This is a genomic window from Paeniroseomonas aquatica (assembly GCF_030409335.1).
Taxonomy (GTDB): Bacteria; Pseudomonadota; Alphaproteobacteria; order Acetobacterales; family Acetobacteraceae; genus Belnapia; species Belnapia aquatica.
The window spans coordinates 1-24,993 of record NZ_JAUFPN010000308.1 but is presented as its reverse complement, the minus strand read 5'-3'; the positions used below and the strand labels follow the sequence as shown (position 1 = coordinate 24,993).

At 68.8% G+C, this 24,993-nt stretch carries 24 protein-coding genes; 13 read left to right on the top strand and 11 right to left on the bottom strand.

The features are described from left to right. Positions 1–505: 505 nt before the first annotated feature. From QWZ14_RS31085 to QWZ14_RS31070, 4 genes are all read right to left on the bottom strand, one after another. Positions 506–883 (bottom strand): hypothetical protein, encoded by a 378-nt coding sequence (locus QWZ14_RS31085; protein WP_290320967.1) that lies wholly within the window; start codon positions 881–883, stop codon positions 506–508. Between the two features lie 84 nt (positions 884–967). Beyond that, entirely contained in the window at positions 968–1,099 is a 132-nt protein-coding gene (locus tag QWZ14_RS31080) for a hypothetical protein (protein ID WP_290320966.1), read from the bottom strand. A 51-nt stretch (positions 1,100–1,150) separates the two neighbouring features. Next, complete coding sequence (locus QWZ14_RS31075) at positions 1,151–2,206, bottom strand: C-terminal binding protein (protein ID WP_290320965.1); 1,056 nt, start codon at positions 2,204–2,206, stop codon at positions 1,151–1,153. A 4-nt stretch (positions 2,207–2,210) separates the two neighbouring features. After that, the gene (locus tag QWZ14_RS31070; RefSeq protein ID WP_290320964.1) at positions 2,211–3,023 is read right to left on the bottom strand and encodes a helix-turn-helix transcriptional regulator; all 813 of its coding nucleotides are present in this window, start codon (positions 3,021–3,023) and stop codon (positions 2,211–2,213) included. A 120-nt stretch (positions 3,024–3,143) separates the two neighbouring features. On the opposite strand from QWZ14_RS31070, the gene QWZ14_RS31065 reads away from it, so the two are divergent. Both QWZ14_RS31065 and QWZ14_RS31060 read left to right on the top strand, forming a co-directional pair. Next, a complete protein-coding gene (locus tag QWZ14_RS31065; RefSeq protein ID WP_290320963.1) occupies positions 3,144–3,893 on the top strand; it encodes an SDR family NAD(P)-dependent oxidoreductase in 750 nt (249 codons plus the stop codon). A 41-nt stretch (positions 3,894–3,934) separates the two neighbouring features. Next, a complete protein-coding gene (locus QWZ14_RS31060) occupies positions 3,935–5,149 on the top strand; it encodes a c-type cytochrome (protein ID WP_290320962.1) in 1,215 nt (404 codons plus the stop codon). A 158-nt stretch (positions 5,150–5,307) separates the two neighbouring features. Here the strand turns inward: QWZ14_RS31060 and QWZ14_RS31055 are convergent, their stop codons facing one another. The 4 genes from QWZ14_RS31055 to ubiA all read right to left on the bottom strand — a co-directional run bounded on the left by QWZ14_RS31055 (position 5,308) and on the right by ubiA (position 8,794). Beyond that, a complete protein-coding gene (locus tag QWZ14_RS31055; protein WP_290320961.1) occupies positions 5,308–6,651 on the bottom strand; it encodes an IS1380 family transposase in 1,344 nt (447 codons plus the stop codon). Positions 6,652–6,777: 126 nt separating this feature from the next. Next, on the bottom strand, positions 6,778–7,182 hold the full coding sequence (locus QWZ14_RS31050) for a type IV secretion protein Rhs (protein ID WP_290320960.1): 405 nt from the start codon (positions 7,180–7,182) through the stop codon (positions 6,778–6,780). 32 nt (positions 7,183–7,214) lie between these two features. Beyond that, positions 7,215–7,862, bottom strand: coding sequence for a class I SAM-dependent methyltransferase (locus tag QWZ14_RS31045; protein WP_290320959.1), 648 nt, complete (start codon positions 7,860–7,862; stop codon positions 7,215–7,217). Then, the gene (gene ubiA / locus QWZ14_RS31040; protein ID WP_408903758.1) at positions 7,859–8,794 is read right to left on the bottom strand and encodes a 4-hydroxybenzoate octaprenyltransferase; all 936 of its coding nucleotides are present in this window, start codon (positions 8,792–8,794) and stop codon (positions 7,859–7,861) included. Before ubiA ends, QWZ14_RS31045 begins: the two co-directional genes overlap by 4 nt. Between ubiA and QWZ14_RS31035 the strand changes: the two genes are divergently transcribed. The 6 genes from QWZ14_RS31035 (at position 8,787) to QWZ14_RS31010 (ending at position 15,103) form a co-directional block, all read left to right on the top strand. Further along, positions 8,787–9,545: a 16S rRNA (uracil(1498)-N(3))-methyltransferase gene (locus QWZ14_RS31035; RefSeq protein ID WP_290320957.1), complete on the top strand. Its 759-nt coding sequence runs from the start codon at positions 8,787–8,789 to the stop codon at positions 9,543–9,545. The two genes, ubiA and QWZ14_RS31035, sit on opposite strands and share 8 nt — an antisense overlap. Positions 9,546–9,641: 96 nt before the next feature. Next, positions 9,642–10,997 carry a glutamate--cysteine ligase gene (locus tag QWZ14_RS31030; RefSeq protein ID WP_290320956.1) on the top strand — a complete coding sequence of 452 codons (1,356 nt, stop codon included), beginning with the start codon at positions 9,642–9,644 and terminating at the stop codon, positions 10,995–10,997. Positions 10,998–11,117: 120 nt separating this feature from the next. Further along, positions 11,118–12,335 carry an ABC transporter substrate-binding protein gene (locus QWZ14_RS31025; RefSeq protein WP_290320955.1) on the top strand — a complete coding sequence of 406 codons (1,218 nt, stop codon included), beginning with the start codon at positions 11,118–11,120 and terminating at the stop codon, positions 12,333–12,335. A 387-nt stretch (positions 12,336–12,722) separates the two neighbouring features. Then, entirely contained in the window at positions 12,723–12,920 is a 198-nt protein-coding gene (locus QWZ14_RS31020) for a hypothetical protein (RefSeq protein ID WP_290320954.1), read from the top strand. A gap of 112 nt (positions 12,921–13,032) precedes the next feature. After that, on the top strand, positions 13,033–13,992 hold the full coding sequence (locus tag QWZ14_RS31015) for a Bug family tripartite tricarboxylate transporter substrate binding protein (RefSeq protein ID WP_290320953.1): 960 nt from the start codon (positions 13,033–13,035) through the stop codon (positions 13,990–13,992). Positions 13,993–14,008: 16 nt separating this feature from the next. Next, positions 14,009–15,103, top strand: a complete 1,095-nt coding sequence (locus tag QWZ14_RS31010; protein WP_290320952.1) for an LLM class flavin-dependent oxidoreductase — start codon at positions 14,009–14,011, stop codon at positions 15,101–15,103. Between the two features lie 65 nt (positions 15,104–15,168). Here the strand turns inward: QWZ14_RS31010 and QWZ14_RS31005 are convergent, their stop codons facing one another. Both QWZ14_RS31005 and QWZ14_RS31000 read right to left on the bottom strand, forming a co-directional pair. Beyond that, entirely contained in the window at positions 15,169–15,654 is a 486-nt protein-coding gene (locus QWZ14_RS31005) for a response regulator transcription factor (protein WP_290320951.1), read from the bottom strand. 161 nt (positions 15,655–15,815) lie between these two features. After that, positions 15,816–16,613, bottom strand: a complete 798-nt coding sequence (locus tag QWZ14_RS31000; RefSeq protein ID WP_290320950.1) for an enoyl-CoA hydratase/isomerase family protein — start codon at positions 16,611–16,613, stop codon at positions 15,816–15,818. Between the two features lie 101 nt (positions 16,614–16,714). On the opposite strand from QWZ14_RS31000, the gene QWZ14_RS30995 reads away from it, so the two are divergent. From QWZ14_RS30995 to QWZ14_RS30975, 5 genes are all read left to right on the top strand, one after another. Next, on the top strand, positions 16,715–17,920 hold the full coding sequence (locus QWZ14_RS30995) for an acyl-CoA dehydrogenase family protein (protein WP_290320949.1): 1,206 nt from the start codon (positions 16,715–16,717) through the stop codon (positions 17,918–17,920). Beyond that, positions 17,920–19,056, top strand: a complete 1,137-nt coding sequence (locus tag QWZ14_RS30990; RefSeq protein WP_290320948.1) for an acyl-CoA dehydrogenase family protein — start codon at positions 17,920–17,922, stop codon at positions 19,054–19,056. Before QWZ14_RS30995 ends, QWZ14_RS30990 begins: the two co-directional genes overlap by 1 nt. Next, a complete protein-coding gene (locus QWZ14_RS30985) occupies positions 19,053–20,132 on the top strand; it encodes an amidohydrolase family protein (protein ID WP_290320947.1) in 1,080 nt (359 codons plus the stop codon). Before QWZ14_RS30990 ends, QWZ14_RS30985 begins: the two co-directional genes overlap by 4 nt. Before the next feature lie 115 nt (positions 20,133–20,247). Beyond that, positions 20,248–22,107, top strand: a complete 1,860-nt coding sequence (locus tag QWZ14_RS30980) for a diguanylate cyclase (RefSeq protein WP_290320946.1) — start codon at positions 20,248–20,250, stop codon at positions 22,105–22,107. Between the two features lie 191 nt (positions 22,108–22,298). Further along, positions 22,299–24,104 (top strand): flavin-containing monooxygenase, encoded by a 1,806-nt coding sequence (locus tag QWZ14_RS30975; RefSeq protein ID WP_290320945.1) that lies wholly within the window; start codon positions 22,299–22,301, stop codon positions 24,102–24,104. Positions 24,105–24,588: 484 nt separating this feature from the next. Here QWZ14_RS30975 and QWZ14_RS30970 read toward each other — a convergent pair whose 3' ends face one another. After that, positions 24,589–24,801 carry a hypothetical protein gene (locus QWZ14_RS30970; RefSeq protein WP_290320944.1) on the bottom strand — a complete coding sequence of 71 codons (213 nt, stop codon included), beginning with the start codon at positions 24,799–24,801 and terminating at the stop codon, positions 24,589–24,591. Between the last annotated feature and the right edge of the window lie 192 nt (positions 24,802–24,993).

Sequence of the window (24,993 nt, the reverse complement as noted above, 5' to 3'; positions counted from 1 at the left end):
CGACTGGGCCCATCGGTTCTGATCAGCGAGATTTAGTATTATGTGTGGCGAGCCAATGAAACACCCAAGTCTGGGTCAGGTTCTGTCATACCGCAAAGTAATTTTTCTTCCGGATACTGTTGATACTGATTTTGTGCCAACAAAAACTTGGATTGATACTTTCTTAAGTAATTTTATTGTTGAAACCCACATTATGCTCAACCGAAAACGAGCCGCCCCAGAAAGCTTCCATGCGGCCGGCAGCCGCAAGCCAAGATTTCGTACTCGATGCTGCCAGCCGCCTCCCGCGCCTGCACCGGCACAGCACGGATTCAAATTCGGACCCGGTGCGAACTTACCGATCCGCGGGACTTGGACTTGGACATCCCGCATGGGCTTGATGGCCCGATGCGGAAGCCGCGGCGGCGGCCGCTATTCGCCGCCCGCGACACGGCCCATGCGGCAGCCTTCACCTGGGGTGGGTCCTGGGCGCCTGTTGCCTCGTCGCGTGGGCCACTTCAGGCGTTCACGCTGGTGCGATCCACCGCCCTTGCCGCAGGTCTTGCACAACGCCCTGCGCAGCGCTCCCGGCCTCGCGGCGGAAGCCCTCGGCAACGCCATAGTCGACGAAGCGGGCGGTGCGCTCATGCGCCCCAGCCGCCATCACCGCATGCTTGATCGGGCAAAAATACTGCTCGGTCCAGCTAGCGACCTCCCGGGCATAGCCGCAATAAACGCAATTCAATTTCTCCAGCAGGTTGAGATAGCTGAGCAGGTGCCGGTCGATGATGACGTAATCGTCCCGCCGTACCCGGCCGATGCCATAGACCGGAAAACAGACGCGTTGGTAAAGCGTGGTGAAGAGGTCGACCAGCACCAGCGGCAGGACCAGCGCATGGATCAAGGGCGCGGTCAGGCAGTACAGCGCGCCGATGCTGCGGATATGTCCGAGCAGGCGGCGCCGCAGCCGCCGCTGCTCGACCCGGAGCTACTTCGACATGCCGGCAACCCGTCCCCGCGCCGCTGCCGCCGCCTCGTGGCGCCATTCGGCTGCAACCTGCGCCGGCTCATGTTCCACCGCCTCGACCCGCCGGAACATGGCGGCCATCCTGTCGGCCATGCGCTGGCCCTGCTGGTCCGGTTATCCGCATGTCCGAGGCAAGCCGGTGCCTCAGTCGGACTCGGGCGGGATCACGTTGGTCCGCCGCCCTTCGACCAGTACGTCCCGCATCGTCTCGATGCTCTTGATGCGGATGTCGCGCCAGGCCTCGGGCGAATGGAAGGCGATGTGCGGGGTGATCACCACCCGCCCGCGCAGCCAGTCCTCCTGGTCGCGGTAGGCCCGCAGCAGGCCCGGGATCGGCTCCACCGGCGGCTCCTCCGGGATGACATCCAGACCCGCCCCGGCCAAGTGGTCGTCGCGCAGGCAGCGCTCCAGCGCATCGATGTCGAGGATCGGCCCGCGCGCGGTATTGATGACGACTGCGCCCTTCGGCAGCAGCCGCAGCTCCCGCTCCCCGATCAGCCCGCGTGTCGCCCGCGTCAGCGGGCAGTGGATCGACAGCACGTCGGATTGCGCCAGCAGCTCGTCCGTGCTCCGCGCCCGGCCGATGCCGACTGCCCGGTCCCAGCCGTTCGGCTGGTTCGGATCGTAGAAGACCACCTTGTAGCCAAAGGCCTTGGCCCGCAGCGCCGCTGCCACGCCGATCCGGCCGAGGCCGAGGATGCCGAAAGTCTGCACCTCCTGCCGTCGCACGATGGTGGAGGGCATCACCGCCCAGGGCGCCGGGGAAGGGCCGCGCTGGGTATCGTGGTACAGGATCAGCCCGCGCCGCAGCGAGACCGCCAGCAGCACCGCAAATTCGGCAACCTCCTGTGTGCCGTAGTCCGGCAGGTTGCAGACCGTAATGCCGCGCGCCGCCGCCGCCGCCCGGTCCACCCGGTCATAGCCGACGCCCATGCGGACGATGACCTTCAGCTTCGGAAAACGGGCGATCTGCTCTGCCGGCACCCACATGCGGAGCGTCATCAGCCCATCGACCTCAGCGCAGAGCGCATCCGGCAATTCCGCCAGGCTGGTCTTCGCATGGCCCTGGAGCATCCGCACCCCCGGGCCGAGGATCTCCTGCTCGGGACCCGTATCCGGATACAGCCCCTCGGGCTCCAGCACCGTCAGCACCACGTCGCTTCCCCCTGGTTGTTCCGGCCGGAGGATGCGGTCGCCCATCCCCTCATGCAATGGGGGGCACCAGCCGGCGCAGCCGCTCGGCCGTCGCCGCATCCGCCGGGTAGAAGGACTCGATCGCCAGCTCCGAGAGCGTCACCTCCGCCGGCGTGCCGAAGACCGTGGTGGTCGAGATCAGGGACAGCCGCCCCTCGGCTGTCTCCAGCTCCAGCGGCACCAGGATGCCGCCCGGCTGGTGCGGGCCGCCGGCGCCATCCGGTGCCTCCAGCGCCGCCAGCTCGGCCAGCAGCGCCGCCAGCACCGGGTCGGCGCTCGCCGCCACCTGCCGCCGCAGCCGCTCCAGCAGATGCGCCCGCCATTCCGCCAGGTTGGCGATCCGCGGCGCCAGCCCCGCCGGGTGCAGCGCCAGCCGCATGACGTTGACCGGCGGCGCCAGCAGCCGCGCCGCCACCCCCGCCAGTAGCGGCGCGACGGCCGCATTCGCCGCCACCAGATGCCAGTGCCGGTCCACCGCCAGCGCCGGGTTCGGCACCTGCGCCGCCAGGATCAGCTCGACCGCGCCCCGCGCCGCCGCCATCCCCGGGTCGTCCAGCGGCCGCTCGGCATGCGGCGGGGCGAAGCCGGCCGCCAGCAGCAGCGCATTCTGCTCCCGCAAGGGCACCTCCAGCTGCGCGGCCAGGCGCAGCACCATCGCCCGGCTCGGCGCCGCCCGGCCACTCTCGACGAAGGACAGATGCCGCTGCGAGACCTCGGCATCGAGGGCGAGGTCGAGTTGGCTGCGCCGCCGCCGCTGCCGCCAGGCGCGCAGCAGGGCGCCGATCGGGGCTTCAATGGGGATGGGGGGCAGAGCTTGGGCCATGGCGGGTAGCCTAGCGCGGGGCGCGCGGGAACCCGATTACCTCGGAGGTCATCGGGCCGAAGCCTTCCCCAGCCGCCCCGCCCACCGCATGATCCGCCCCGCAAACGTGGGAGAGGCATCATGGCACAGCGGCATTACCTCATCACCGGCGCCGCCAGCGGCATCGGCGCCGCCGTGGTCCGCGCCGTTGCCGGCCCCGGCGTCAGCATCGCCGTCCACACCCGGAAGAACCGCGACGGCGCCGAGCGCGTCGCCGCCGCCGCCCGCGCCGCCGGCGCCACCGCCCATGTCCTGCTCGCCGACCTCGCCGAGCCCGCGGCCCCCGCCCGCCTGGTCGCGGAGGCGGCCGAGGCCCTCGGCGGTCTCGACGTTCTCGTCTCCAACGCCGGCTTCGCCGACCGCACGCCGCTGGCCAGCCTCACCGACCCGGCCTTCGCCGCCAGCCACGATGCGATTGCCTTCGCCCTGCTGCGGCTGGCCCGCGCCGCGCATCCCCATCTGGCCGCTGGGCAGGACCCGCGGCTGATCGCCGTCTCCTCCTTCGTCGCCCATGTCTTCCAGCTCGGTACCCCGGTCTTCCCCGCCTCCGCCGCGGCCAAGGCGGCGATGGAGGCGTTGGTGAAGGCCCTGGCGCTCGAATGGTCGCCCGCCATCACCGTGAATGCTGTCGCCCCCGGCTTCACCCGCAAGGACCCCGGCGCCCATGCCGCGCTGGACCCCGCGGCCTTCGCCGAACGCATTGCCCGCATCCCGCTACGCCGCCTCGGCACGCCGGAGGACGTGGCCGCGGCCATCGCCTTCCTCGCCTCCCCCGCCGCCGGCTACATCACCGGCCAGGTGATCCATGTCGATGGCGGCATCACCGCCTGACCTCCCTGGCGCTGGCCGCCCAGGTCGCCACATGGCGGAGCATGCGCCTGCTGCTGTTGCTCCTTCTGCTGCTGCCCCGCACCCTCCCGGCGCAGGACCTCGCGGGTCACGGCGGCCCGGTACGTGCCCTGGCACCACTTGGGCCTTTGCTGGCCTCGGCCGGCTTCGACCAAGCCATCATCCTCTGGGATCCCCCCACGGCCACCGCCCGCCGTGTCATCCGCTGGCATGCCGGGGCGGTGAACGCCCTGGCCACCTTGCCTGACGGCACCCTTGCCAGCGCCGGAGAGGATGCCCGCATCGCCCTCTGGCCGGCCGGCAGCGGCGATGCCCCGGCTCGCGTGCTGGAGGGCCATACCGCCCCCATCGCCGCCCTGGCCGCCGGCCCCGATGGCACCCTGGCCAGCGCCGGCTGGGATGCAACCCTCCGCCTCTGGTCCCCCGGTGGCACCTCCCGGGTGCTGGAAGGCCACCGGGGGCCGGTGAATGCCGTTACCTGGACCCCCCGCGGCTGGGTCAGCGCCGGCTACGACGGTACCATCCGCCTCTGGGATGCCCAGGGCTCGCGGACCTTGGCCGGATTCGGCGTGCCGCGGAACGCGCTGCTCGCCCTGCCCGATGGCCTCGCTGCCGCCGGTGCCGACGGCGCCCTGCGGCGCATCGGGGCGGATGGCACCCTCCAGGTGCTCACCGCCGGCACCCTTCCCCTGGTTGCCCTGGCCGCCACCGCGGATGGTGCCACCATCGCCGCCGCCTCGCTCGGCGGCAGCGTCACCCTATGGTCCGAGGACCGGCTGCGCGGGACGCTGGACGGCCCCGGCTCGCCCGTCTGGTCCCTCGCCTTCGCGGCTGATGGGCGAACCCTCTGGACCGGCGGCCAGGACCGGCTGGTCCGCCGTTGGGACGTGGCGACCGGCACCCCGCTGGGCCCGCTCGCCAACGCCATGGCGGCCCCCGCCGCGCCTGCCGCCTTCCGCGCCTGCGCCGCCTGCCACGCCTTGACCGCCGAGGCCCAAGCCATGGCCGGGCCGCACCTGCAGGGCCTGTTCGGCCGGCGCATGGGCAGCCTGCCCGGCTATGCCTATTCCCCGCGCCTCGCGCAGGGCGACATCGTCTGGACCCCGGAAACGGTGGCCGACCTCTTCACCCGCGGCCCCGACGTGGTCACGCCCGGCACCCGCATGCCGGTGCAGACACTGGGCAATGCGGACGAGATGGCGGCGCTGATCCGCTTCCTCAGGGAGGCGACGCGCTAGCCCGTCCTATTCACCGGTGTCTGCTTGAGCGGGCCCTGTCGGGCTGATTTGGCTTTCTGGCATGGGCTTCCATTCGCCGGTGGTGACGTTGGTCGGCTTGGCGATGCGGCGTTGGGGTTTGGGGTGTGGCGGGTTCGGCCTGGCATCGGCCCCTTTGGTTATGGCCCTGCTGGGTGGAAGCTGCGGGCGATGCCGCGGAACAGCACCGCCTGCGGGCAGGCGGCGGCGAAGGCGATGCGAATGCGGCTGGTGGTTTCGATGATCCGCCCGGCGATCTTGAGCAGGTGTCGCCGCAGGGTGGCGAACTCGGCGCTGGCGAGTGGATGCGGTTTCGGGATGCGCTCGCGCAGGCCCAGCATCAGCCAATAGGCGGCGGTGTGCAGCACGAGGCGGACCTGGTTGGCCAAGGGCGAACGGCAACTGGTCCGGTCGGAGGCGAGTTGGGTCTTGTGCAGCTTGATCAGGTTCTCCGCCTGGCCCCGGGCGCAATAGAGGCTGTCGTAGACCCATTCGGCGTTGCCCTGGCCAAAGCTGGTCACCACGAAGCGGATGTCGAGGCCCAGGGTGCTGGCCTCGATGCGGGCGACGACCCGGCGCTCCCTGGCCCACGATCGGGCGCCATAGCGGGTTTCGCCATAGCGGCGCAGCACCGGGGCGTCGTCCTCGGCCCGCCGCACCCGGACATCATCGGCGGCGGCCTCGACCAGGCCGCGCAGGGTGGCGTTGGTCGGCAAGCCGAAGACATAGTCGATGCCCGCGGCCTCGCAGAAGGCCATCACCTCAGGGCGGCCGTAGTGGCCATCGCCGCGGAGCGTGATGCGGGTCTGCGGCCAGTGCTGGCGGAGTTGCCGCACCAGGCGGCGCAAATGGCCCCGGACCTCGATACCGGAGGGGGTCTTGCCCGGCCGCAGCAGCACCGCCACCGGGCGGCAGGTCGCGGTGTCGTAGACATGGATCGGCAGGAAGCAGCGCTCGTCGTAGTGGCCGTTGAACAGCGACAGCTGCTGGTGCCCATGCACCACGTCGACGGTGTCGTCGATGTCGAGCGTCACCGCGGCAGGCGGCCGGGGATAGCTGGCGCAGTAGAGGTCGACCATGGCCCGCATCAGTCGGATCACCTCGCGCAGGGAGGGCGCATTCTCCCAGCGCGACATGGTCGGCTGCGAACACAGGTCGCGGCCGCTGTCCGGCAGCCGCCCGCACGCCAGCTTGAAGCCAGGATCGTGCCGCAGATGGTCGAGGTCGTCGGCATCCTCGTAGCCGCAGGCGATCGCCAGGATGCGGGCCCGCAGGATGTCGGCCACAGGGTGGACCACCCGCGACGGGTCGCGCGGATCGGCGATCAGCGCGGCCAGCCGATCGCAAAGGCCGAGGCGGCGCTCTGCCGCGGCCAGCAGCATCACCCCGCCGTCCGAAGTCAGCCGCCCGCCATCAAAGGCGGCGGTGAGCTTCTTGCGGCCAACGGCTGGAAAACCGAACGGCTCGGTCGTATCGTCGTCCATGGCGGGTGTGGCACAGCCTGAGGGTGGGACGGCTTGGTCTCGACACCCAAATCCGTAAACGCAATCAGCCGCTTACGCTACATCCGCCAGCCGATATCCCCATGCCCAGTGAATAAGACGGGCTAGCTACCGCCGTTCGACACGCCCGGTGGCCCGGCCCTGGGCATCGTAGAAGCGCGTGGTATCCCCGCGGGTCTCGCTGCGGCCGGTGCTGCGGCCCTGGGCATCATAGGCCCGGCTCGTCTCGTCGCGGCTCTCGACCCGCCCGGTGCTGCGCCCCTGCGCGTCATAGTACCGCCCCGCCTCGCTGCGGCCGGTGTTGCGCCCCGCGGCGTCGTAGTAGCGGGTGGTATCGCCGCGCTGCTCGGCCCGGCCCGCGCTACGGCCCTGCGCATCGTAGTAGCGGGTGGTATCTCCCCGGGTCTCCGCCCGGCCCGCGTTGTGGCCCTGGGCGTCGTAGCGCCGCTCGGTCTGCGCCGCCGCGGGCAGGGCCAGGACCGAACCGAGGAGGAGGAGCAGAAGAGCCCGCATGCGGCGCAGCCTGCCGCCCCGGCATGGCGGTTTCAGGGCAGCAGGCGAAAGATCGTTACCGCCCTCGCGTCCCGGTCCTCCAGCTCGCGCGTGGTAGGCACCTCCAGCCGGTACACCACCTCCAGCCCCTCCCGCGGCAGGTAGGCCCGGCCGGGATCGGCCAGCAGCACCATGGCGCCCGCCGCCGCCATCCGCCGCAGCCAGGGCAGGATGTGCCCGGTCATCGGCGCCTCGTAGCAGACGTCCCCGGCGAGGATCACGTCCCAGCGGCAGGGCGCGCCCACCACGTCGCCCTCCAGCGTCGCCACCGCCACGCCGTTCAACGCCGCGTTCAGGCGCGTGGCGGCGATCGCCAGCGGGTCGATCTCGGCAGCCTCCACGCTGGCTGCTCCGGCCATGGCGGCGGCGATGGCGGCGATGCCGCCGCCGGCGGCGAAATCCAGCACCCGCAGGCCCCGTACCCGCCCGGGCTCGTCCAGCAGCAGCCGCGCGGTGGCGATGCCGCCGGGCCAAGCGAAGGCCCAGAAGGGCGGCTCGATGCCTTCCTCGGCCAGCCAGGCCTCGGTCGCCTGCCAAATCGGGGTGATCTCGGTCGCCAGATGCAGCAGGATCTCCGGCACCAGCGCCGGCCGGGCTATGGCGGTATGCGCCCGCAGGAAATCCTCGGCCTCGGCCGTCACAACCGCCCGGCCAGGAAGGCCAGCGTCACCGCCAGGCCGACCTCCCGGTTTGCCTGGAACAGCCGGAGGCAGCGCGCGGGGTCGTGGATATCGAGCGTCACCACCTGCCGCGCCAGCAGCGCCGCCGGCAGCAGCATCGCCGGCAGGAAGAGCCAGGACAGCCCCGCCATCACCCCGGCCGCCAGCAGCAGCGCCACCACCCCGGCATAGCAGGCGGCCAGGAAAGGCCGCGTCCGCTCCCCCCAGTGCAGCGCCGTGCTGCCGATGCCGACCATGGCGTCGTCCGCCCGGTCCTGATGCGCATAGATCGTGTCGTAGCCGAGAATCCAGAGGAACCCGGCCGCCCAGAGCACCACTGCCAGCAGGCCGACCTCCCCGGTTGCGGCGGCGATCCCTTCCGGCGCCGCCCAGGAGAAGGTCAGCCCCAGCATCGCCTGCGGCCAGTTGGTCACCCGCTTGGCCAGTGGATAGAGCAGGATCGGCACCAGCGAGGCGACGCCCAGCCAGATCGCCGTCCAGTTCAGCTGCCCCAGCACCAGCAGCCCCACCAGGCAGAGGCCCGCGAGGAAGACCAGCGCCTGAAAGGGCGTCACGGTCCCCGCCGCCAGCGGCCGCCCGCGGGTACGCTCCACCCGGCGGTCGATGTCGCGGTCCCAGAGATCGTTCACCACGCAGCCTGCCGCCCGCATGGCGGTGGCCCCCACCCCGAACAGCAGCGCCAGCCAAAGCCCCTGCCCCCAGTCCCGCGCCGCCAGCGCGAAGGCCCAGAAGCCCGGCAGCACCAGCAGCCAGACGCCGATGGGTCGGTCGAGCCGCGCAAGCAGCGCATAGGGCTGCCAGGAAGCGGGGAGCCGCGCGACCCAGCCGCGCGCCTTGATGTCGGTGAAGCCTTGCACCCGCCCTCTGTTCCAGCGAAACCGCCGCATGTCCATCCCGCGGCTTTACCTGGACCAACCGCTCTCGCCCGGAGAGGCCGTCCCCGCCACCCCCGGCCAGGCGCATTACCTCGGCAGCGTCATGCGCCGCGCCGCCGGCGATGCCGTGGTCCTGTTCAATGGCCGCGACGGCGAATGGCAGGCCAGCATCGCCAGCCTGCGGAAGGACCGCTGCACCCTGCGGCCCGAGGCGCAGACCCGCCCGCAGGCGACCCAGCCCGATTGCCGCCTGCTGGTCGCCGCGCTGAAGCGGGATGCCCTGGAATGGGTGGTGGAGAAGGCGACCGAGCTCGGCATCGGCCTGATCCAGCCGGTCTTCACCCGCCGCAGCGTCGCCGGCCGGGTGAACACCGCCCGCCTTGCCACCATCGCCCAGGAAGCCGCCGAACAGTCCGAGCGCCTCACCCTGCCCCGCATCGCCGAGCCGCTGGCCCTCTCCGCCGCGCTCGACGCCTGGGATGGCACCCCCTTGCTGGCCGGGGCGGAGCGCAGGGATGCGCCGCCGCTGGCCAGCACGGCCGCCGCATTGCACGCCGCCGGATCGTTGGACCGCTGGGCCTGGCTGGTCGGGCCGGAGGGCGGGTTCGAGCCGGGGGAGCTTGACGACTTGGCCCGGCGGCCCTTTGTTTCGAGCGTCGCCCTCGGCCCCCGCATCCTGCGGGCGGAAACGGCGGCCGTCGCCGGCCTTGCCGTACTTCAGGCCCTGGCCGGCGATTGGACGGAAAACCTCGGCCGTTCTATCGGTTAGGAACTCGATCGGCCGAAGCCCCCCAACGGCGCGCCGGAACTCAGTGGTAATCGCGCCGGGCATCCCGCCCGAGCCCGGACAGGTGGAAGCGGCAGGATGTCCAATCCCGGCGAAGCGGATCTGACGCCGATCACCGACACCCGGCAGCTGGCCGAATGGTTCGCCGCCGGCAGCAAGCCACGCGGCGACTGGGGCATGGGTACCGAGCATGAGAAATTCGGCTTCTTCCGCACCGGTTTCGCCAGCCCGACCTATGAATCCGAAGGCCGTCCGGGCGGCATACGCGCCATCCTCGATGGCCTGGCGGCGAAGGGCTGGGAGCCTATCCTCGATGCCGGCAACCCGATCGGGCTGAAGCGCCGCGGCGCCTCCATCAGCCTGGAGCCGGCCGGGCAATTGGAACTCTCCGGCGCCATCGTGCCGGACCTGCACGCGACCCACCTGGAACTGCAGGACCACCTGCGGGAAGTCCATGCGGTAACGGCCGGGATGGGCATCGGCTTCGCCCCACTGGGTTTCCACCCGACCCATGCGCGCGCCCAGATGCCCTGGATGCCGAAGGGCCGCTACGCCATCATGCGGCGCTACATGCCGACCGTCGGCAGCATGGGCCTCGACATGATGCAGCGGACCTGCACGGTGCAGGCCAACCTCGACTTCGGCGACGAGGCCGACATGGTCGAGAAGCTGCGCATCTCGCTCGCGCTGCAGCCGGTCGCGACCGCGCTCTTTGCCAATTCCCCTTTCACCGAAGGCAGGCCGAACGGCTTTCGCAGCATGCGCGGCCAGGTCTGGACCGATACCGACGCCGCCCGCACCGGCATCCCTGCGGTGGTTTTCGAGCAGGGCTTCGGCTTCGAGCGCTTCGCCGAATGGCTGCTCGACGTGCCGATGTACTTCGTGATGCGCGACGGCCAGTGGCTGGATGCCGCCGGCCGCAGCTTCCGCGACTTCATGGCCGGCAGGCTCGATATCCTGCCGGGCCAGCGCGCCACGATCGGCGACTTCGCTGACCACGTGACCACCGCCTTCACCGACGTCCGCCTCAAGCGCTTCCTCGAGATGCGGGGATCGGATGCCGGCAGCCCCGGCATGATCGTCGCCAAGCCGGCCTTCTGGGTCGGGCTGATCTACGACGACGCGGCGCAGAAAGCGGCGGCCGCGCTGGTGCGTGACTGGACGCTCGAGGATATCCGCGCCCTGCGGCTGGCCGCCCCGCGCCAGGCGCTGCAGGCCCGCATCCGTGGCCGCAGCGTGCAGGCCGTGGCGCAGGACGTGCTGGCCATCGCCCGCGACGGGCTGAAGGCCCGCGGCCTGGGTGAGGAGGTCTATCTCGCGCCGCTCCACGAGATCGCCGCCAGCGGCCTCACCCAGGCCGACCGGCTGCTGCACCTTTATGAAAAAGCCTGGTCCGGCGATGCCGCGCGGGCGCTGCTGCACGCCGAGGTCTAGCCGTCCGACCAGGCCACTCAAGCCGTTTGCGCAAGGACGAAGTTCTCCCCTAGCCTGTCGGGGCCCGCACCAAGCGGGCCGGCGGGCCCTGCCCGGACCGGACGAGGCAGGGAGGCCTACATGCAGTTTTCTCGGCGGACAGCCCTTGGGCTGACGGCGGCCACGGCTCTTGGCGGTACGGTCCGGGCGCAGACGGCCCCCCTTCGCATCGGCGTCCTGTCCGACATGTCGGGGCCCTACCGCGACATCAGCGGGCCGAATTGCGTCGTCACCGCGCGGCAGGCGGTGCAGGATTTCGGCAACCGCGGCTTCGCCGTCGAGATCATCCAGGCGGACCACCAGAACAAGGCCGATGTCGGCGTCAACATCGCCCGGCAATGGTTCGACCAGGGGGTGGATGCCATCCTCGAGGTGAACAACAGCGCCATCGCCCTGGCGATCAACGCCATGGCGCGGGAGAAGAACAAGGTCCACCTGAACAGCGGCGGCGCATCGAGTGATCTCACCGGCCCGGGCTGCTCGCCCAACATGGTGCACTGGACGACGGATGCCTGGGCCAATGCCAACAGCACCGCGGGGGCGCTGGCCAAGGCTGGGGCGAAGCGATTCTACTGCATCACCGCGGACTATGCCTTCGGCCATTCGGTGCAGCGGGAGGTGACGCGGATCGCCCAGGCGCATGGCGGGCAGGTGGTGGGGGCCAGCGTCTATCCCTTCCCGCAGACGACGGACTTCTCCTCCTTCTTGGTTACCGCGGCCTCGCTGCGGCCGGATGTCATCGCGCTCTGCAATGCCGGGACGGACATGATCAATTGCGTAAAGCAGGGCCAGGAGTTCGGCCTGGAGGGGCGCAAGATCCGGGTGGCAGCGATGATCGGCTTCATCGCCGAGGTGCATACGCTCGGCCTGGTGCAGGCACAGGGGCTGACCATGACGGAAAGCACCTACTGGGACCTGAACGAGCGGACCCGAGCGCTGACCGGGCGGCTCCGCGGCAAGATGGCGAACAACCACTATCCCAACAGCGTGCAGTTCCAGGCCTATTCCTGCGCGCTGCACTACTTGAAGGCGGTGGAGAGCATCGGCTTGGCCCGAGCCAAGGCGAACGGCCTCGAGGCTGTGGAGGCGATGAAGCGGCTGCCGACCGACGACGACGCCTTCGGCCCCGGCAGCGTACGGGTGGATGGCCGCAAGCTGCACCCGGTCTATTTGTTCCAGGCCAAGACGCCGGCCGAGAGCAAGGGGCCGTGGGACTACCTGAAGCTGGTGGCGACCACCCCGGCGACGGAGGCCTTCCGCCCGCTCGCCGACGGCGGGTGTCCCTTCATCCGCGCCTGATCGGCGCCGCGGCGCGAAGCCGGAGGGAGCACCGGGCAGGCTGCGTCCGGCAAGCGCCCAGGGCGGCGAGACGAACCCGCGCTCCAGCCGCCGGCGCATATTAAACTATCTTAAATAGCACATAAGCACCCATGCGCAGCCGATGGAGCTGCATTGCACTACATTTGAGAGTTTGAATTTGACGAACAACGCTCCACATGGGGTAAATCACGGCGTCGATTGGGCATACCGCCCCGTCGCCGCGGGATTTGAACCATGCAGCTTGCACCGCGTCACCAACCGCTAAAGCGCCACCTCTCCGCCTGTCGCGGGATGCGCTGTCGGCGCCGCGCGCCGTCCCCGTCCCGCAGCAATCGCGCCGCCTGACCGCGGCCGGAGAGATCAATCATGCTCACGTCACGCCCGATCGAGGTGGATGGCCGCTTCCTTGGCGTCGCCATCTCGGATGCCGCCGCCTGGCGGTTCGTCGCCACCGACCCCGTGGTCGATGACATCGACGGTGCCCGTTTCCCCAACCCGGCCGAGGCGGCCCGCGTCGCCCGGCTGGTGGAGCGCCGCAACCGCCATGTCCCCGAACCGCGATGATCCACCTCGTCTTCCGCACCCTGCTGGTCTGGGCGCTGCTGCTTGGCGCGCTGGCCCTGACCGGCCTGGTCAGGCCGCCGGTGGCACCAAGTTTTCCCAAGGAGATCGCGCGATGAGCGCCACCCGCCGTTCGGTCCTCGCGGCCGCCCTGAGCCTTCCCGCCCTCCGCGCCGCCCGGGCGCAGGACTATCCGGACCGGCCGATCCGCCTGTTCAGCCCCTACCCGCCCGGCGCGACCAACGACAACACCGCCCGCACCATGTCCCAGGCCCTGACCAGACGACTGGGTCAGCCGGTGGTGGTGGAAAATCGTGCGGGCGCCGGTGGCGCCGTCGGCGCCCGGGCCGTGGCCGACGCGAAGGCGGATGGCTACAGCCTGCTGAATGCTTCGGCCTCGAACCTGACGATCGCGCCGCACCTCAACCGCGTGGGCTATGACCCGCTGAGATCCTTTGCGCCGGTGGCCATGGCAGGCGAGGCCTATAGCCTCGTCGCGGTGAACCCGAGCCTGCCGGTGAAGACCCTGGCGGAGCTGTTCGAGTTCGGCCGGAAGAACCCGGGGCTGTTGAACTATGCCTCGCCGGGGATCGGCTCGGTCAGCCACCTGCGCGGGGCCCTGCTGGCCGATGCCGGCGGCTACGAGGCGGTGCATGTTCCCTTCCCCGGCAGCGCCGCGGCGGCGACCAGCACCCTGACCGGCGACTGCCACATCTTCATCGACCCCGCGGCGGCGCTCTATGTGGAGGCCGGGCAGCTGCGCGGGCTGGCGACGGTGGGGGCCAGCCGCTGGGATGCCTTCCCCGAGGTGCCGATCCTGCAGGAACAGGGCGTGGGCGCCGGTTGGCCGGGCAGCGGCTGGTTCGGCTGGGTCGCACCGGCCGGCACGCCGGCCACGGTTGTCGCGCGGCTGAACCAGGCGTTCAATGAGGCGCTGGCCGAGCCCGAGGTGGCAGCGGCGCTCCACCGGCTTGGCCTGGCGGTGGAGCCGATGACGCCGGAGGCGGTGGGTCAGCGGATCGCGGAGGACCACGCCGCGGTCGGCCGGGCCCTGCGCCGGCTGCGGATTTCGTAACGGGAGGCAAAGCCGAATGGCCCATCCGCTTGAATTCATCGGGATGATCTCGCACCGCCCGCAGTCCGAGATCCATCCGCCAAGCGGGCCGGTGATCGACCCCGACTATATCCGCCGCTTCGCCCAGGCCCATGAGGCGGCGGGCTTCGACCGCATCCTGGTGGCCTGGGGCAGCACCGCCCCGGATGCCCTGCTGGTGGCGGGGCAAGCGGCGGCGGCGACCAGCCGGATCGGCTTCATGGTGGCGCATCGGCCGGGCTTCATCGCGCCGACCGTTGCCGCCCGGCAGTTCGCCACCTTCGATCACCTGTCCGGCGGGCGGGCGGCCATCCATGTGATCAGCGGGGGCAGCACGACCGAGCAGCAGAAGGACGGCGACTTCCTGCCACACGATCAGCGCTACGCCCGGTCGGAGGAATATGTCGCGCTGCTGAAGCGGGTCTGGACCAGCGCGGCGCCCTTCGATCACGCCGGGACCTACTATCGCGTGGAAGGCGCCTTCTCCGACGTGAAGCCGCTGCAGCAGCCGCACATCCCCGTCTTCTTCGGCGGCTCCTCCGACGTTGCCATCGAGATTTCGGGCCGGCAGGCCGATGTCTACGCCTTTTGGGGCGAAACCCTGGATCAGGCGCGGGACACTATCGCCCGGGTGCGGGCCAGCGTGGCGCGGGCCGGGCGGGATCCGGCGAGCATCCGCTTCAGCCTGTCCTTCCGGCCCGTGCTCGGGGATACCGAGGAAGCCGCCTGGGCGCGGTCGCGGCGGATCATCGAGCGGATCAAGGAGTTGCGGGGCGAGCGCTTCGGCAGCGGCAGCGCCAAGCCGGAGAGCGTCGGCTCGCAGCGCCTGCTGGCGGCCGCCGCGGCGGGGCCGGTCCAGGACAAGCGGCTCTGGACCGAGGTCGCTGCGGCAGTGGGCGCCGGAGCGAATACCACGGCGTTGGTCGGCACGCCGGAACAGGTGGCGGAAAGCCTCGCCGCCTATCATGCGCTGGGGGTGACCACGTTCCTGATCCGCGGCTTCGACCCGCTGGATGATGCGGTCGACTTCGGGCAGCGGCTCCTGCCGGCGGTGCGGGCGGCGGTAAAGGCGCCGGCTCTGGCGGCAAGCTAGGCCGCAGGCTTTACCACCCGCGCCTCGTTGCGACCGGCCTCAGTCAAGGCGACCCGGCGGGTGCCTCAAGGCGAGGCGTCGCGAGGGTCGCTGGCCCGACTCCGGCGGTCGCGGCGATCCGGGCGCGCGGCGGGGTCGGACAGCAGCCCGGCCACGCAAGCGACCAATTCCTCGGCAACGAAAGGCTTCATGAGCCGGGCGGTCGGCCCGCCGACACCCCGCAGATCGGCCTCGTGCAGCCACTGGCCGAAGCCTGTCACCACCACCGCGGGCAGGGACGGGCAGTTGGCCCGGAGTTCGCGCAGGACGGAACGCCCGTCGATTCCGTAGGCCAGGCGAAGGTCGGTGACCACCAGGGATATCCGGTCGATCGAGGTTGCCTTGCTGAGCGCCTCCTCCCCAGTGAAGGCGGCGACGACCGCATAGCCGGCATCGATCAGGATCTGCTCCATCAGCATGGCGATGAGGACCTCGTCCTCGATCACCAGGACCAGTGGCTTGCGTGACGGCTCCTCGCTCGCCTGAACCGGCACTTGATCCCCTAGCGTCATTAAAATACCTCTTGCGAAGCCTCAGCATCGGGCCGGAATGGCGGCAGACCGAAGCCGGACTTCACGTTTTAAACCGGAACGGGTTACGATTTATGCAACTTCTGATTGCATTGATCGAATGCCGTCTCCGTGAGGCTTGCGTTTGGACCAATCCGTGCCGCCTACCTGCCCTTGAAGACCGGCTTCCGCTTCTCGTTGAAGCTCTTGATCCCCTCGATCCGGTCCTCGGTCCCGACCAGGTGGTTGTAGGCCTCGATCTCGAAGCGCAGCGCCGTGCGGATGTCCATCTGCAGCCCGAAATGGATGGATTTCTTTGCCTGGCGGACCGAAAGCGGCGCGTTGCCGGCGATGGCGATGGCCGTCTTCATCACCGCCGCCCAAAGCTCGCCCGGCTCGCAGACCCGGTTCAGGATGCCCCAGTCCCGGGCCTGCTCGGCCGTGAAGGGGCGGCCGGCGAGGATGATCTCCTTCGCCCGGCGCTCCCCGACCACCCGCGGCAGGGTCTGGGTGCCGCCGGCGCCGGGCATGATGCCGATGGTCACTTCCGTCAGGGCGAAGCGGGCGGTGCTGGCGCCATAGGCGAAGTCGCTGGCCAGCACCATCTCGAGCCCGCCGGCGAAGGCATGGCCGCTGACCGCGGCGATGATCGGGATCGGGCAGTCGAGCTGCTTCCAGAAGGCCCGCTCGAAGATCTCGTGCTGGCGCTTCCAGGCATCGTCGGACATGCCGTTGCGCTCCTTCAGGTCGCCGCCGCCGCAGAAGGCGCGGTCCCCGGCGGCGGCGAAGATCACGCAGCGGATATCCCCGGCATCCTCGAACAGCCGCGACCAGATGGCATAGAGGTCGAGGCCCATCTGGGTATTCATCGCATTCGAGACCTGCGGCCGGTTCAGCCGGACCACCAGCACATGCGGCGCCGGGGTTTCCAGACTGAGGGTCTCAAGCGGGTCGAGGTTCATGGCAGCGTCTCCCTTTGGGGGGCGGAGACTGGACTCCCCGGTGGCGGTTGTCAGCACCCGGCGGCCGGGTCCAGTATCCTCGCCAAAGGGAGCAACGAGCCATGGACCTGCGATTCACCCCCGAGGAGGTCGCCTTCCGCGAGGAAGTCCGCACCTTCATCGCCGAGAACCTGCCGCGCGAGATCAAGGAGCGCATGCGGCTCGGCCATCCCCCGCGCAAGCAGGACACCATCGCCTGGCAGCGCATCCTGAACGCCAAGGGCTGGGCCGCCTTCTCCTGGCCCGCGGATTGGGGCGGGCCGGGATGGACCGCGATCCAGCGGATGATCTTCCTGGAAGAGAATCTCTCCGCCCCGGCCCCCGAATTGCTGTCCTTCAACATCACCATGCTCGGCCCGGTGCTGGTGCAGTTCGGCACCCAGGCGCAGAAGGAACGCTTCCTGCCGCGCGCCGCCAACCTCGACGATTGGTGGTGCCAGGGCTTCTCCGAACCCGGCGCCGGCTCCGACCTCGCCAGCCTGCGGACGGCGGCAAAGAAGGAGGACGACCATTACATCGTCAACGGCCAGAAGATCTGGACCAGTACCGCACACAATGCGGACTGGTGCTTCTGCCTGGTGCGGACCAATCCGCAGGCCAGCAAGCGGCAGGAGGGCATCTCCTTCCTGCTGATCGACATGAAGACGCCGGGCATCGAGGTCCGGCCGATCATCTCCATCGACGGCAGCCACCACCTGAACGAGGTCTTCTTCACCGATGTGAAGGTGCCGGTGGAGAACCTGGTCGGCGAGGAGAACAAGGGCTGGTCGGTCGCCAAGTACCTGCTGGGCAACGAACGCACCGGCATCGCCCGCCTCGGCAAGTCGAAGGAGCGGGTGCGCTATGCCAAGGAGGTGGCGCGCGAGGTCCGCATGGGGGGCAAGCCCCTCATCGAGGACCGCGCCTTTCGCACCCGCGTCGCCCAACTCGAGATCGACATGAAGGCGCTGGAGATCACCCAGCTCCGGGTCATTTCGGCCTATGTGAAATCGGGGGGCAATAAGCCCGACCCGATCTCCTCGGTGCTCAAGATCAAGGGGACCGAGTTGCTGCAGAACAGTTCCGAACTGGTGATGGATGTCGGCGGGCCACAGGCGATGCCGGTCTGGCAGCGGGAGTTGGCGGCGCTGGCGAACGAGCCCGCCATCGGGCCGGACTGGGCGCCGCAGATGGCGCCGGCCTACCTGATGCTGCGGGCCGCCTCGATCTATGGCGGCACCAACGAGATTCAGAAGAACATCCTGAACAAAGCGGTGCTGGGGCTGTAATGGACTTCGATCTCACCGACGACCAGCGCCTGCTGACCGACAGCGTCACCCGCCTGCTGGGCAACGAATACGGCTTCGAGCAGCGCAAGGCGCTGCTGAAGACGGAGATGGGCTGGAGCGAGAAGCTCTGGGGCCAGTATGCCGAGCTCGGCCTGCTTGGCCTGCCGATCGCCGAGGATTTCGGCGGCTTCGGCGGCGGGCCGGTCGACATCATGCTGCTGATGCAGGCCTTCGGCCGGCATCTGGTGCTGGAGCCTTACCTGGCGACCGTGGTGCTGGGGGCGACGGCCATCAAGCTGGCGGGGTCGGCGGCGCAGCAGGATGAGATCCTGACCGGCATCGCCAGCGGCGAGATCAAGCTGGCCTTCGCGCACAGCGAGCGCCAGGCGCGCTACGACATGACCGACGTGCTGACCACCGCGAAGCCGAATGCCGGCGGCTTCATCCTGGAAGGCGCCAAGTCGGTGGTGCTTCACGGCGACTGCGCCGACAAGCTTGTGGTCAGTGCCCGCACGGCGGGGAATCGGGACGATGCGCGGGGCATCTCGCTGTTCCTGGTGGATGGCAATGCCTCGGGCGTCGCCCGCCGCGGTTATACCCTGCGGGATGGCACCCGGGCGGCGGAGATCTCGCTCTCCGGCGTGCAGGTCGGCCGGGATGCGCTGCTGGGCGAGCCGGACCAGGCGCTCGGCACCATCATCCGCGTGACGGAAGCCGGCATCGCCGCCACCGGGGCCGAGGTCATCGGCGCCATGGAGACGATGCAGGCCATGACGCTGGACTACCTCAAGACCCGCCAGCAATTCGGCAAGCCGATCGGCGAGAACCAGGCGTTGCAGCATCGCGCCGCGGAGATGCTGGTGGCGATGGAGCAGGGCCGCTCCATGGCCATGCTGGCGGCGATGATGGTGGATGAGCCGGATGCCGAGGAGCGCGCCCGCAACATCGCCATGGCCAAGGTCGGCGTCGGCCAGGCCGGGCGCTTCGTCTCGCAGAATGCGGTGCAGCTGCATGGCGGCATCGGCATGACCGAGGAATATGCCGTAGGCCACTTCTTCCGCCGCGTCATGGTGGTGGAGCACATGTTTGGCGACACCGCCTATCACCTCGACAAGCTGGCGGACCAGGTCGCGTGAGCGATGCGCTGCTGACACCCTCTCGGCAGGTGATGGTCCGGCCGGCGTGGCTGGACCAGCTGCGGGAGGAGATCCTCGAGCCGGCGTTGCCGATCGTCGACCCGCACCACCATCTCTGGGACCATCCCGGGGAGCATTACTTCCTCGATGACCTGCTGCAGGATACGGCAACGGGCCACGACATCCGCGCGACCATCTTCGTGCAATGCGGTGCCATGTACCGCGCCGCGGGGCCCGAGGAGGAGAAGCCGCTCGGCGAGACCGAATTTGTCACCGGCGCGGCGGCACAGAGCGCGACCGGCAAGTATGGTTCAACGCGTGCCTGCGCCGGCATCATCGGCATGGTCGACCTGACCCTCGGCGACAGGGTGGAAACGCTGCTGGCGGCACACCAGGCCGTAGCCGGGCCTCGTTTTGTGGGCGTGCGGAACCGCACCGCCTGGAATGCCTCCCCCGAGGTTCGCTCCAACCTCGTCACCCCGCCGCCGGGGCCGCTGGAGCATCCGGCCTTCGTCGCCGGGGCGAGGCGGCTGGCGGCGCTTGGGCTGACGCTGGATGTCTGGGCCTACCATACCCAGTTGCCACTGGTGGCAGCGCTGGCCAGGGCGGTGCCGGAGCTGACGCTGGTCGTCGACCATGTCGGCGGACCGCTTGGCGTCGGGCCCTATGCGAGCAGGCGGGCGGAGGTCTTCCCTGGCTGGAAGCGGGACATGCTGGCACTCGCCGCGCTGCCGAATACGGTGGTGAAGTTGGGCGGGCTGGCGATGCAGGTGAACGGCTTCGACTTCCACCACCGGCCGGAGCCGCCAGGCTCCGCGCAACTGGCCGAGGCCTGGAAGCCCTATATCGAGACCTGCATCGAGGCCTTCGGCGCGGCCCGCTGCATGTTCGAGAGCAACTTCCCGGTCGACAAGGGCATGTGCAGCTATCCGGTGCTGTGGAATGCCTTCAAGCGGCTGGCTGCGGGGGCCGGGGCGGCGGAGAAGGCCGCGTTGTTCCGTGGTACGGCCACCCGAATCTATGGGCTGGAGCGGCTGCCGGCGGGGCTTGCCCCCGATTGGGATGCGACGCACTGACAAGGCCGGCCCGGACCCTGGCGAGTCTCCCCAGGGTCCGCAGTCTGAGACTAAGCGTAGCGCCCTCCCCTTGATGTCACCGAAATGGCGACTGCCGCGAGTCGGCTGGACGGTCGTGCTGAGCCTGCTCGCCGGCATCGGCATGTGTGCCCTGTCCGGCACCGTCATCCTTCAGTTGCGCCGCGATACCTGGGCGCATGCCCGTAGCGCCGCGACCAACCTCAATCGCGCCGTCGGCCAGGACATCCTGCGCACCCTCAGCACCCTGGATCTCGGACTGCAGGGCGTGGTCGAGCAGCTGAGCACCGAGCCGGACGCGCCGCTCAAGCAAAGCCTGCACAGCCCGTTGCTGGATCGTTCGGCGATGGCGCCCTACCTGGGCGATGTCCTGGTGCTCGATGAGGCCGGCAGGGTCCTCCGCTCCCTGGATGAGGGCGAATGGGCCGTGCGCAGCTTCGCCGACCGCGACTACTTCCGGGTCCACCAGACCCATCCGGGCGCCGGATTGTTCGTCAGCCAGCCATTCCTCGGCCCGATCGACGACCAATGGCTGCTCGGTCTCAGCCATGCCTGGAGCAAGCCGGATGGCAGCTTCGGCGGGGTTGTGGTCGCCATGGTGAGGCTGGACTATTTCCGCGAGATCTTCAGCAGCCTGACGCTCGGACAGGGCGCGCGCATCACGCTCTTCCGCGACGACGGCATCGCGCTGATGCGGCTGCCCTACCAGGACACCACGATCGGCCGAGACTTCAGCCGCGGCACCGCCTTCCGCGCCATTCCGACCGCCACGGAAGGCAGCTACCGCAGCGTCTCGAGCCGCGACCGGATCGAGCGCTTCTACGTGTTCCGCCGGCTGGACTCCCTGCCTCTGATCATCAGCCTGGGCCTTGCAATTGATGAAATCGAGGAGGAATGGCGGGTCCGCTCCTTGGCGATCGGCGGCACGACGCTCATCCTGGTCGCCTCGCTGGTCGGCGCCGGCCTGCTGTTGCGGCGGGAGTTGGGCCGCCGCCTCAAGGCCGAAATGGCGGCGCGGGAAAGCGAGGCCAGCTTTCGCCTGCTGGCGGAGAATACCGGCGACATGGTGTCGCGGATCGGCCCGGATGGCATCCGCAGCTACGTCTCGCCGGCCGCGCAGCGGATCACCGGCCGCCCCCCCGATCAGATGATCGGCCGGCCGGCCGCCGAGGAGATCCACGCGGAGGACCTGCCGCAGCTGATCACCGCCGTCGGCCGGTTGCGCAGCCGTGAGATCGAAGAGGAAACGGTCACCTATCGGACTTGGCGCGCCGACGGGGCTGAGATCTGGCTGGAATCCGTTCTGCGGACCGTCATCCACCCAATCACCGGGGTGCTGGATGGCCTCGTCGCGGTCTCGCGAGACGTCACGGTGCGCAAGACGCTGGAGAGCCAACTCTCGGCCCTGGCCCGGCTGGATGGCCTGACCGGCGTGGCCAACCGCCGCGCCTTCGACGAGGCCATCGGGCGTGAATGGACACGGTGCCAGCTGGCCGGCGCGCCGCTGTCGATCATCATGGTCGACGTGGACCGCTTCAAGGACTTCAACGACCGCTACGGACATCAGGGCGGTGATGCCTGCCTGCGTGTGGTGGCCGCCACCGTTGGCGCCACGATCCGCCGGGCCGGTGACTTGGTGGCACGCTACGGCGGGGAGGAGTTCGCCGTGCTGCTGCCGGAAACTGACCTGCCGGGCGCCCTCGCCGTGGCAGAAAGGCTGCGCCAGGAAGTCGCGGCACTGCGCCTGCCGCATATCGCGGCCGGACCAGGTACCGCGGCCATCACGGTCAGCGTCGGCGTCGCCACCATGTTGCCCGCCGCGCGGCGTGGCGCCCCGGGGTCGGAGGTATTGATCGAGGCCGCCGACCGCGCGCTGTACGAGGCCAAGCAGAAGGGCCGGAATCGCGTGGTCAGCGCCGGCCCGATCGACCCGCTAGAGCCAGTGCCCTCGGCCTGAGACCGACTTCAAGGCGCAGGGCGGCAACAAGCCTGTCGGCCCATCGGCCTGGCAGAGGGCATGGCCCGGCCGCCCGCCCGACACGGCAAGCACCCGCCGTGGGCTATGGGCGGATGGACGCACCCCGAACTCCCTGACTATCATTCGTCACGGGGCAGGCCATGACACCAAGGCCTCGGGGCGAGGCGACGATGGACAATTTCGATCACTCCCTCCTGGAATTCCAGCGTGCGGAACAGACCCGGCGGTCTGCGAAGGACTGGCTCGATGCCTTCGAGCTGGCGCTAGCGTCCCGCGACGCCACCCATATCGGGAGCCTGTTCCACGACGACTCTCACTGGCGGGATGTGCTTGCCTTCACCTGGCACATGACCGCCGTCGCGGGCCGGGACGGCATCGCCGCCCGCATCGTCGCGGAGCAGGCGCATACCGCGGCCCATGGGTTTCACCTGCCGCAGGGACGCAGGGCACCCCGCCTGGTGAAGCGGCTCGGCATCGACAGCATCGAGGCCATTTTTGAGTTTACCACCGCGGCAGGCCGAGGGGCTGGCCTGATCCGGCTGTCTCCGGCACCGGACGGCAGCGGGTCGATGAAAGCTTGGCTCTTGTCCACCGTGCTGGATTCGCTGACGGGCCATGAGGAGAAAATCGGCAGCAATCGGCCGACCGGCGCCGCCTATTCGCGGAACTTCGGCGGCGATAACTGGGCGGACGTCCGTCGCAAGGCCGTTGCCTACAAGGATCGGGAACCGACGGTGCTGGTGATCGGCGCTGCCCAGGCCGGATTGTCGATCGCTGCCCGGCTCAACCAGCTGGGCGTGGATACGCTGGTGGTCGAGCAGTGGCCGCGCATCGGCGATAGCTGGAGGAAGCGCTACCATTCCCTGGCGCTGCATAACTCCATCCATCTGAACCACCTGCCCTACATGGAATTTCCGCCGACCTGGCCGAAATACATCCCGAAGGACATGCTGGGGAATTGGTTCGAGTTCTACGCCGATGCGATGGAAATCAACTGCTGGACCGCGACGGAATTCGTCAGGGGCTCCTGGGATGAGGCGACCAAATGCTGGACCGCCTGGCTGCGGCGTGGCGACGGAAGCGAACGCGTCGTGCGGCCCCGCCACCTCGTCTTTGCCAATGGCGTCAGCAGCTTTCCCATGATGCCGGACTTGCCCGGCCTTGATGTCTTCAAGGGCCAGGTCATCCACTCCGAGGGCTTCGACAGCGGCGCAGCCTGGCGCGGCAAGAACGCGCTCATCCTGGGTACGGGCAGCAGTGCCAATGACATTGCGCTCGATCTCCACAATCACGGCGTCAACACGACGCTGATCCAGCGCGGCTCCACCACCGTCGTGTCGATCGATCCCAGCGCCAGGCTCAACGAGGCGATCTGGGACGAAGGGGGATCACTGGAGGACTGCGACCTGATCGTCGCTTCCGCGACGCCGCCCCTCGTCATCAAGGGCTACAAGTCGGTGACGAAGCGGATGCTCGAGCTCGACAAGGCGATGATCGAAGGCTTGAAGGGTATCGGCTTCAAGCATGACGTTGGCGAGGACGAGACCGGCCATCAGATGAAGTATTTCCGGCGAGGTGGCGGCTATAACCTCGACGCGGGCAGCTCCGACCTCCTGATCCAGGGCCAGCTGGGGCTGCTGCAGTACGAGCGCATCGAGAGCTTCACGGCCGAGGGCGCCCTCCTGAAGGATGGCTCAACGGTTCCGGCGGATCTCATCGTGCTGGCGACCGGATATTATCCGCAGCAGGAACTCGTCCGGCGTGCGCTGGGCGATGCCATGGTCGAACGCATCGGCCCCGTCTGGGGCATCGGTGCCGATGGTGACCTCAACAACATGTTCAAGCGCACCCCACAGCAAGGCCTTTGGTTCATCGCCGGCGGCTTGGCGCAATGCCGGATCAATTCCAAATATCTTGCCTTGCAGATCAAGGCGACTGAGCTTGGTATACTTGGGCCGCTGCCGCCTGAGGCCTAGGACCAGCCATGAGTGACCAGCCTCGCGGCCTGATTGGCAGCAGAAGGCTGGAGTTCTATGAACTACTAGTTGGTCCGCCTCAAGAATGGTACAGGACTGGTCGCCACCAGCTTTCTGCAATGACGTATGAATGGCAGCTGGACAAAAGCCTCATCTGTCCAACGCCATGCCAGCGAATCCATCCCCTCTGCGCAACAGGATCAAAGCTGCTGAGGGATGGGAATGGCGTCAACAGCTAGGCATCACATTAGCCAAGGGACAGTAAAACCCAGCGCCTCGATCATCGCAAGGCCGAGCGCCAATTCCATCGATCAGCACGTCGGCCAAAGCCATACTGCGTTGCTGACGCTCTACAAATTTCCAAAGCGCCAAACCCCGAAGGCTCCCGCTTTTCCATTCATCGCATCACTACCCCGGCGATGACACGGATCAGCATTGATTCGCTTGATGGCCAGCACACGGACCCTTCAAGAAGCCAGAAATCCTACGGCGATACCCTGTTAGACACCGCAAGGGATGCCAGCAACCTGGCATGCTGCGATTGCTCCTCGAAGTTTTGGGCAAGCTTGAGCAAACTCTGCTGTGACATCTGATCGCCCAGCATGCCGGCAATCCGACGGCACTCGTCTGCCTTGTGCTTGAACCATTCCGAATCCCAATGGCTCTCAAATCCGGCAGGTTTCGACTCTGGTTCCATGGTGATCGCTTCCGCCTTGCAACTGTGCAGGTCTTCTTAACGCCCTAAAGCCAGTTTTGGCGCCAGGACAATTTGTTCCGTTCCGAAATCATATTGATCAATCAGATGGCGAAATTTTCCCATCGAGTCTTTGCCCTGCTGCGCCTCCGCTGGGGTCTAGCCTGGATAATTCGTGAGGCCGACAGCAAGCGT

What these genes read in the sequence shown, in the direction of transcription:
- QWZ14_RS30970 (WP_290320944.1), bottom strand. Translation starts at nt 24,801, where the DNA reads ATGGAACCAGAGTCGAAACCTGCCGGATTTGAGAGCCATTGGGATTCG.
- QWZ14_RS31015 (WP_290320953.1), top strand. Translation starts at nt 13,033, where the DNA reads ATGAGCGCCACCCGCCGTTCGGTCCTCGCGGCCGCCCTGAGCCTTCCC.
- QWZ14_RS31020 (WP_290320954.1), top strand. Translation starts at nt 12,723, where the DNA reads ATGCTCACGTCACGCCCGATCGAGGTGGATGGCCGCTTCCTTGGCGTC.
- QWZ14_RS31080 (WP_290320966.1), bottom strand. Translation starts at nt 1,099, where the DNA reads ATGGCCGACAGGATGGCCGCCATGTTCCGGCGGGTCGAGGCGGTGGAA.
- QWZ14_RS31055 (WP_290320961.1), bottom strand. Translation starts at nt 6,651, where the DNA reads ATGGACGACGATACGACCGAGCCGTTCGGTTTTCCAGCCGTTGGCCGC.
- QWZ14_RS31000 (WP_290320950.1), bottom strand. Translation starts at nt 16,613, where the DNA reads ATGAACCTCGACCCGCTTGAGACCCTCAGTCTGGAAACCCCGGCGCCG.
- QWZ14_RS31010 (WP_290320952.1), top strand. Translation starts at nt 14,009, where the DNA reads ATGGCCCATCCGCTTGAATTCATCGGGATGATCTCGCACCGCCCGCAG.
- ubiA (WP_408903758.1), bottom strand. Translation starts at nt 8,794, where the DNA reads ATGGACATGCGGCGGTTTCGCTGGAACAGAGGGCGGGTGCAAGGCTTC.
- QWZ14_RS31065 (WP_290320963.1), top strand. Translation starts at nt 3,144, where the DNA reads ATGGCACAGCGGCATTACCTCATCACCGGCGCCGCCAGCGGCATCGGC.
- QWZ14_RS31005 (WP_290320951.1), bottom strand. Translation starts at nt 15,654, where the DNA reads ATGACGCTAGGGGATCAAGTGCCGGTTCAGGCGAGCGAGGAGCCGTCA.
- QWZ14_RS31025 (WP_290320955.1), top strand. Translation starts at nt 11,118, where the DNA reads ATGCAGTTTTCTCGGCGGACAGCCCTTGGGCTGACGGCGGCCACGGCT.
- QWZ14_RS31035 (WP_290320957.1), top strand. Translation starts at nt 8,787, where the DNA reads ATGTCCATCCCGCGGCTTTACCTGGACCAACCGCTCTCGCCCGGAGAG.
- QWZ14_RS30975 (WP_290320945.1), top strand. Translation starts at nt 22,299, where the DNA reads ATGGACAATTTCGATCACTCCCTCCTGGAATTCCAGCGTGCGGAACAG.
- QWZ14_RS31070 (WP_290320964.1), bottom strand. Translation starts at nt 3,023, where the DNA reads ATGGCCCAAGCTCTGCCCCCCATCCCCATTGAAGCCCCGATCGGCGCC.
- QWZ14_RS31060 (WP_290320962.1), top strand. Translation starts at nt 3,935, where the DNA reads ATGCGCCTGCTGCTGTTGCTCCTTCTGCTGCTGCCCCGCACCCTCCCG.
- QWZ14_RS30990 (WP_290320948.1), top strand. Translation starts at nt 17,920, where the DNA reads ATGGACTTCGATCTCACCGACGACCAGCGCCTGCTGACCGACAGCGTC.
- QWZ14_RS30995 (WP_290320949.1), top strand. Translation starts at nt 16,715, where the DNA reads ATGGACCTGCGATTCACCCCCGAGGAGGTCGCCTTCCGCGAGGAAGTC.
- QWZ14_RS31050 (WP_290320960.1), bottom strand. Translation starts at nt 7,182, where the DNA reads ATGCGGGCTCTTCTGCTCCTCCTCCTCGGTTCGGTCCTGGCCCTGCCC.
- QWZ14_RS31030 (WP_290320956.1), top strand. Translation starts at nt 9,642, where the DNA reads ATGTCCAATCCCGGCGAAGCGGATCTGACGCCGATCACCGACACCCGG.
- QWZ14_RS31075 (WP_290320965.1), bottom strand. Translation starts at nt 2,206, where the DNA reads ATGGGCGACCGCATCCTCCGGCCGGAACAACCAGGGGGAAGCGACGTG.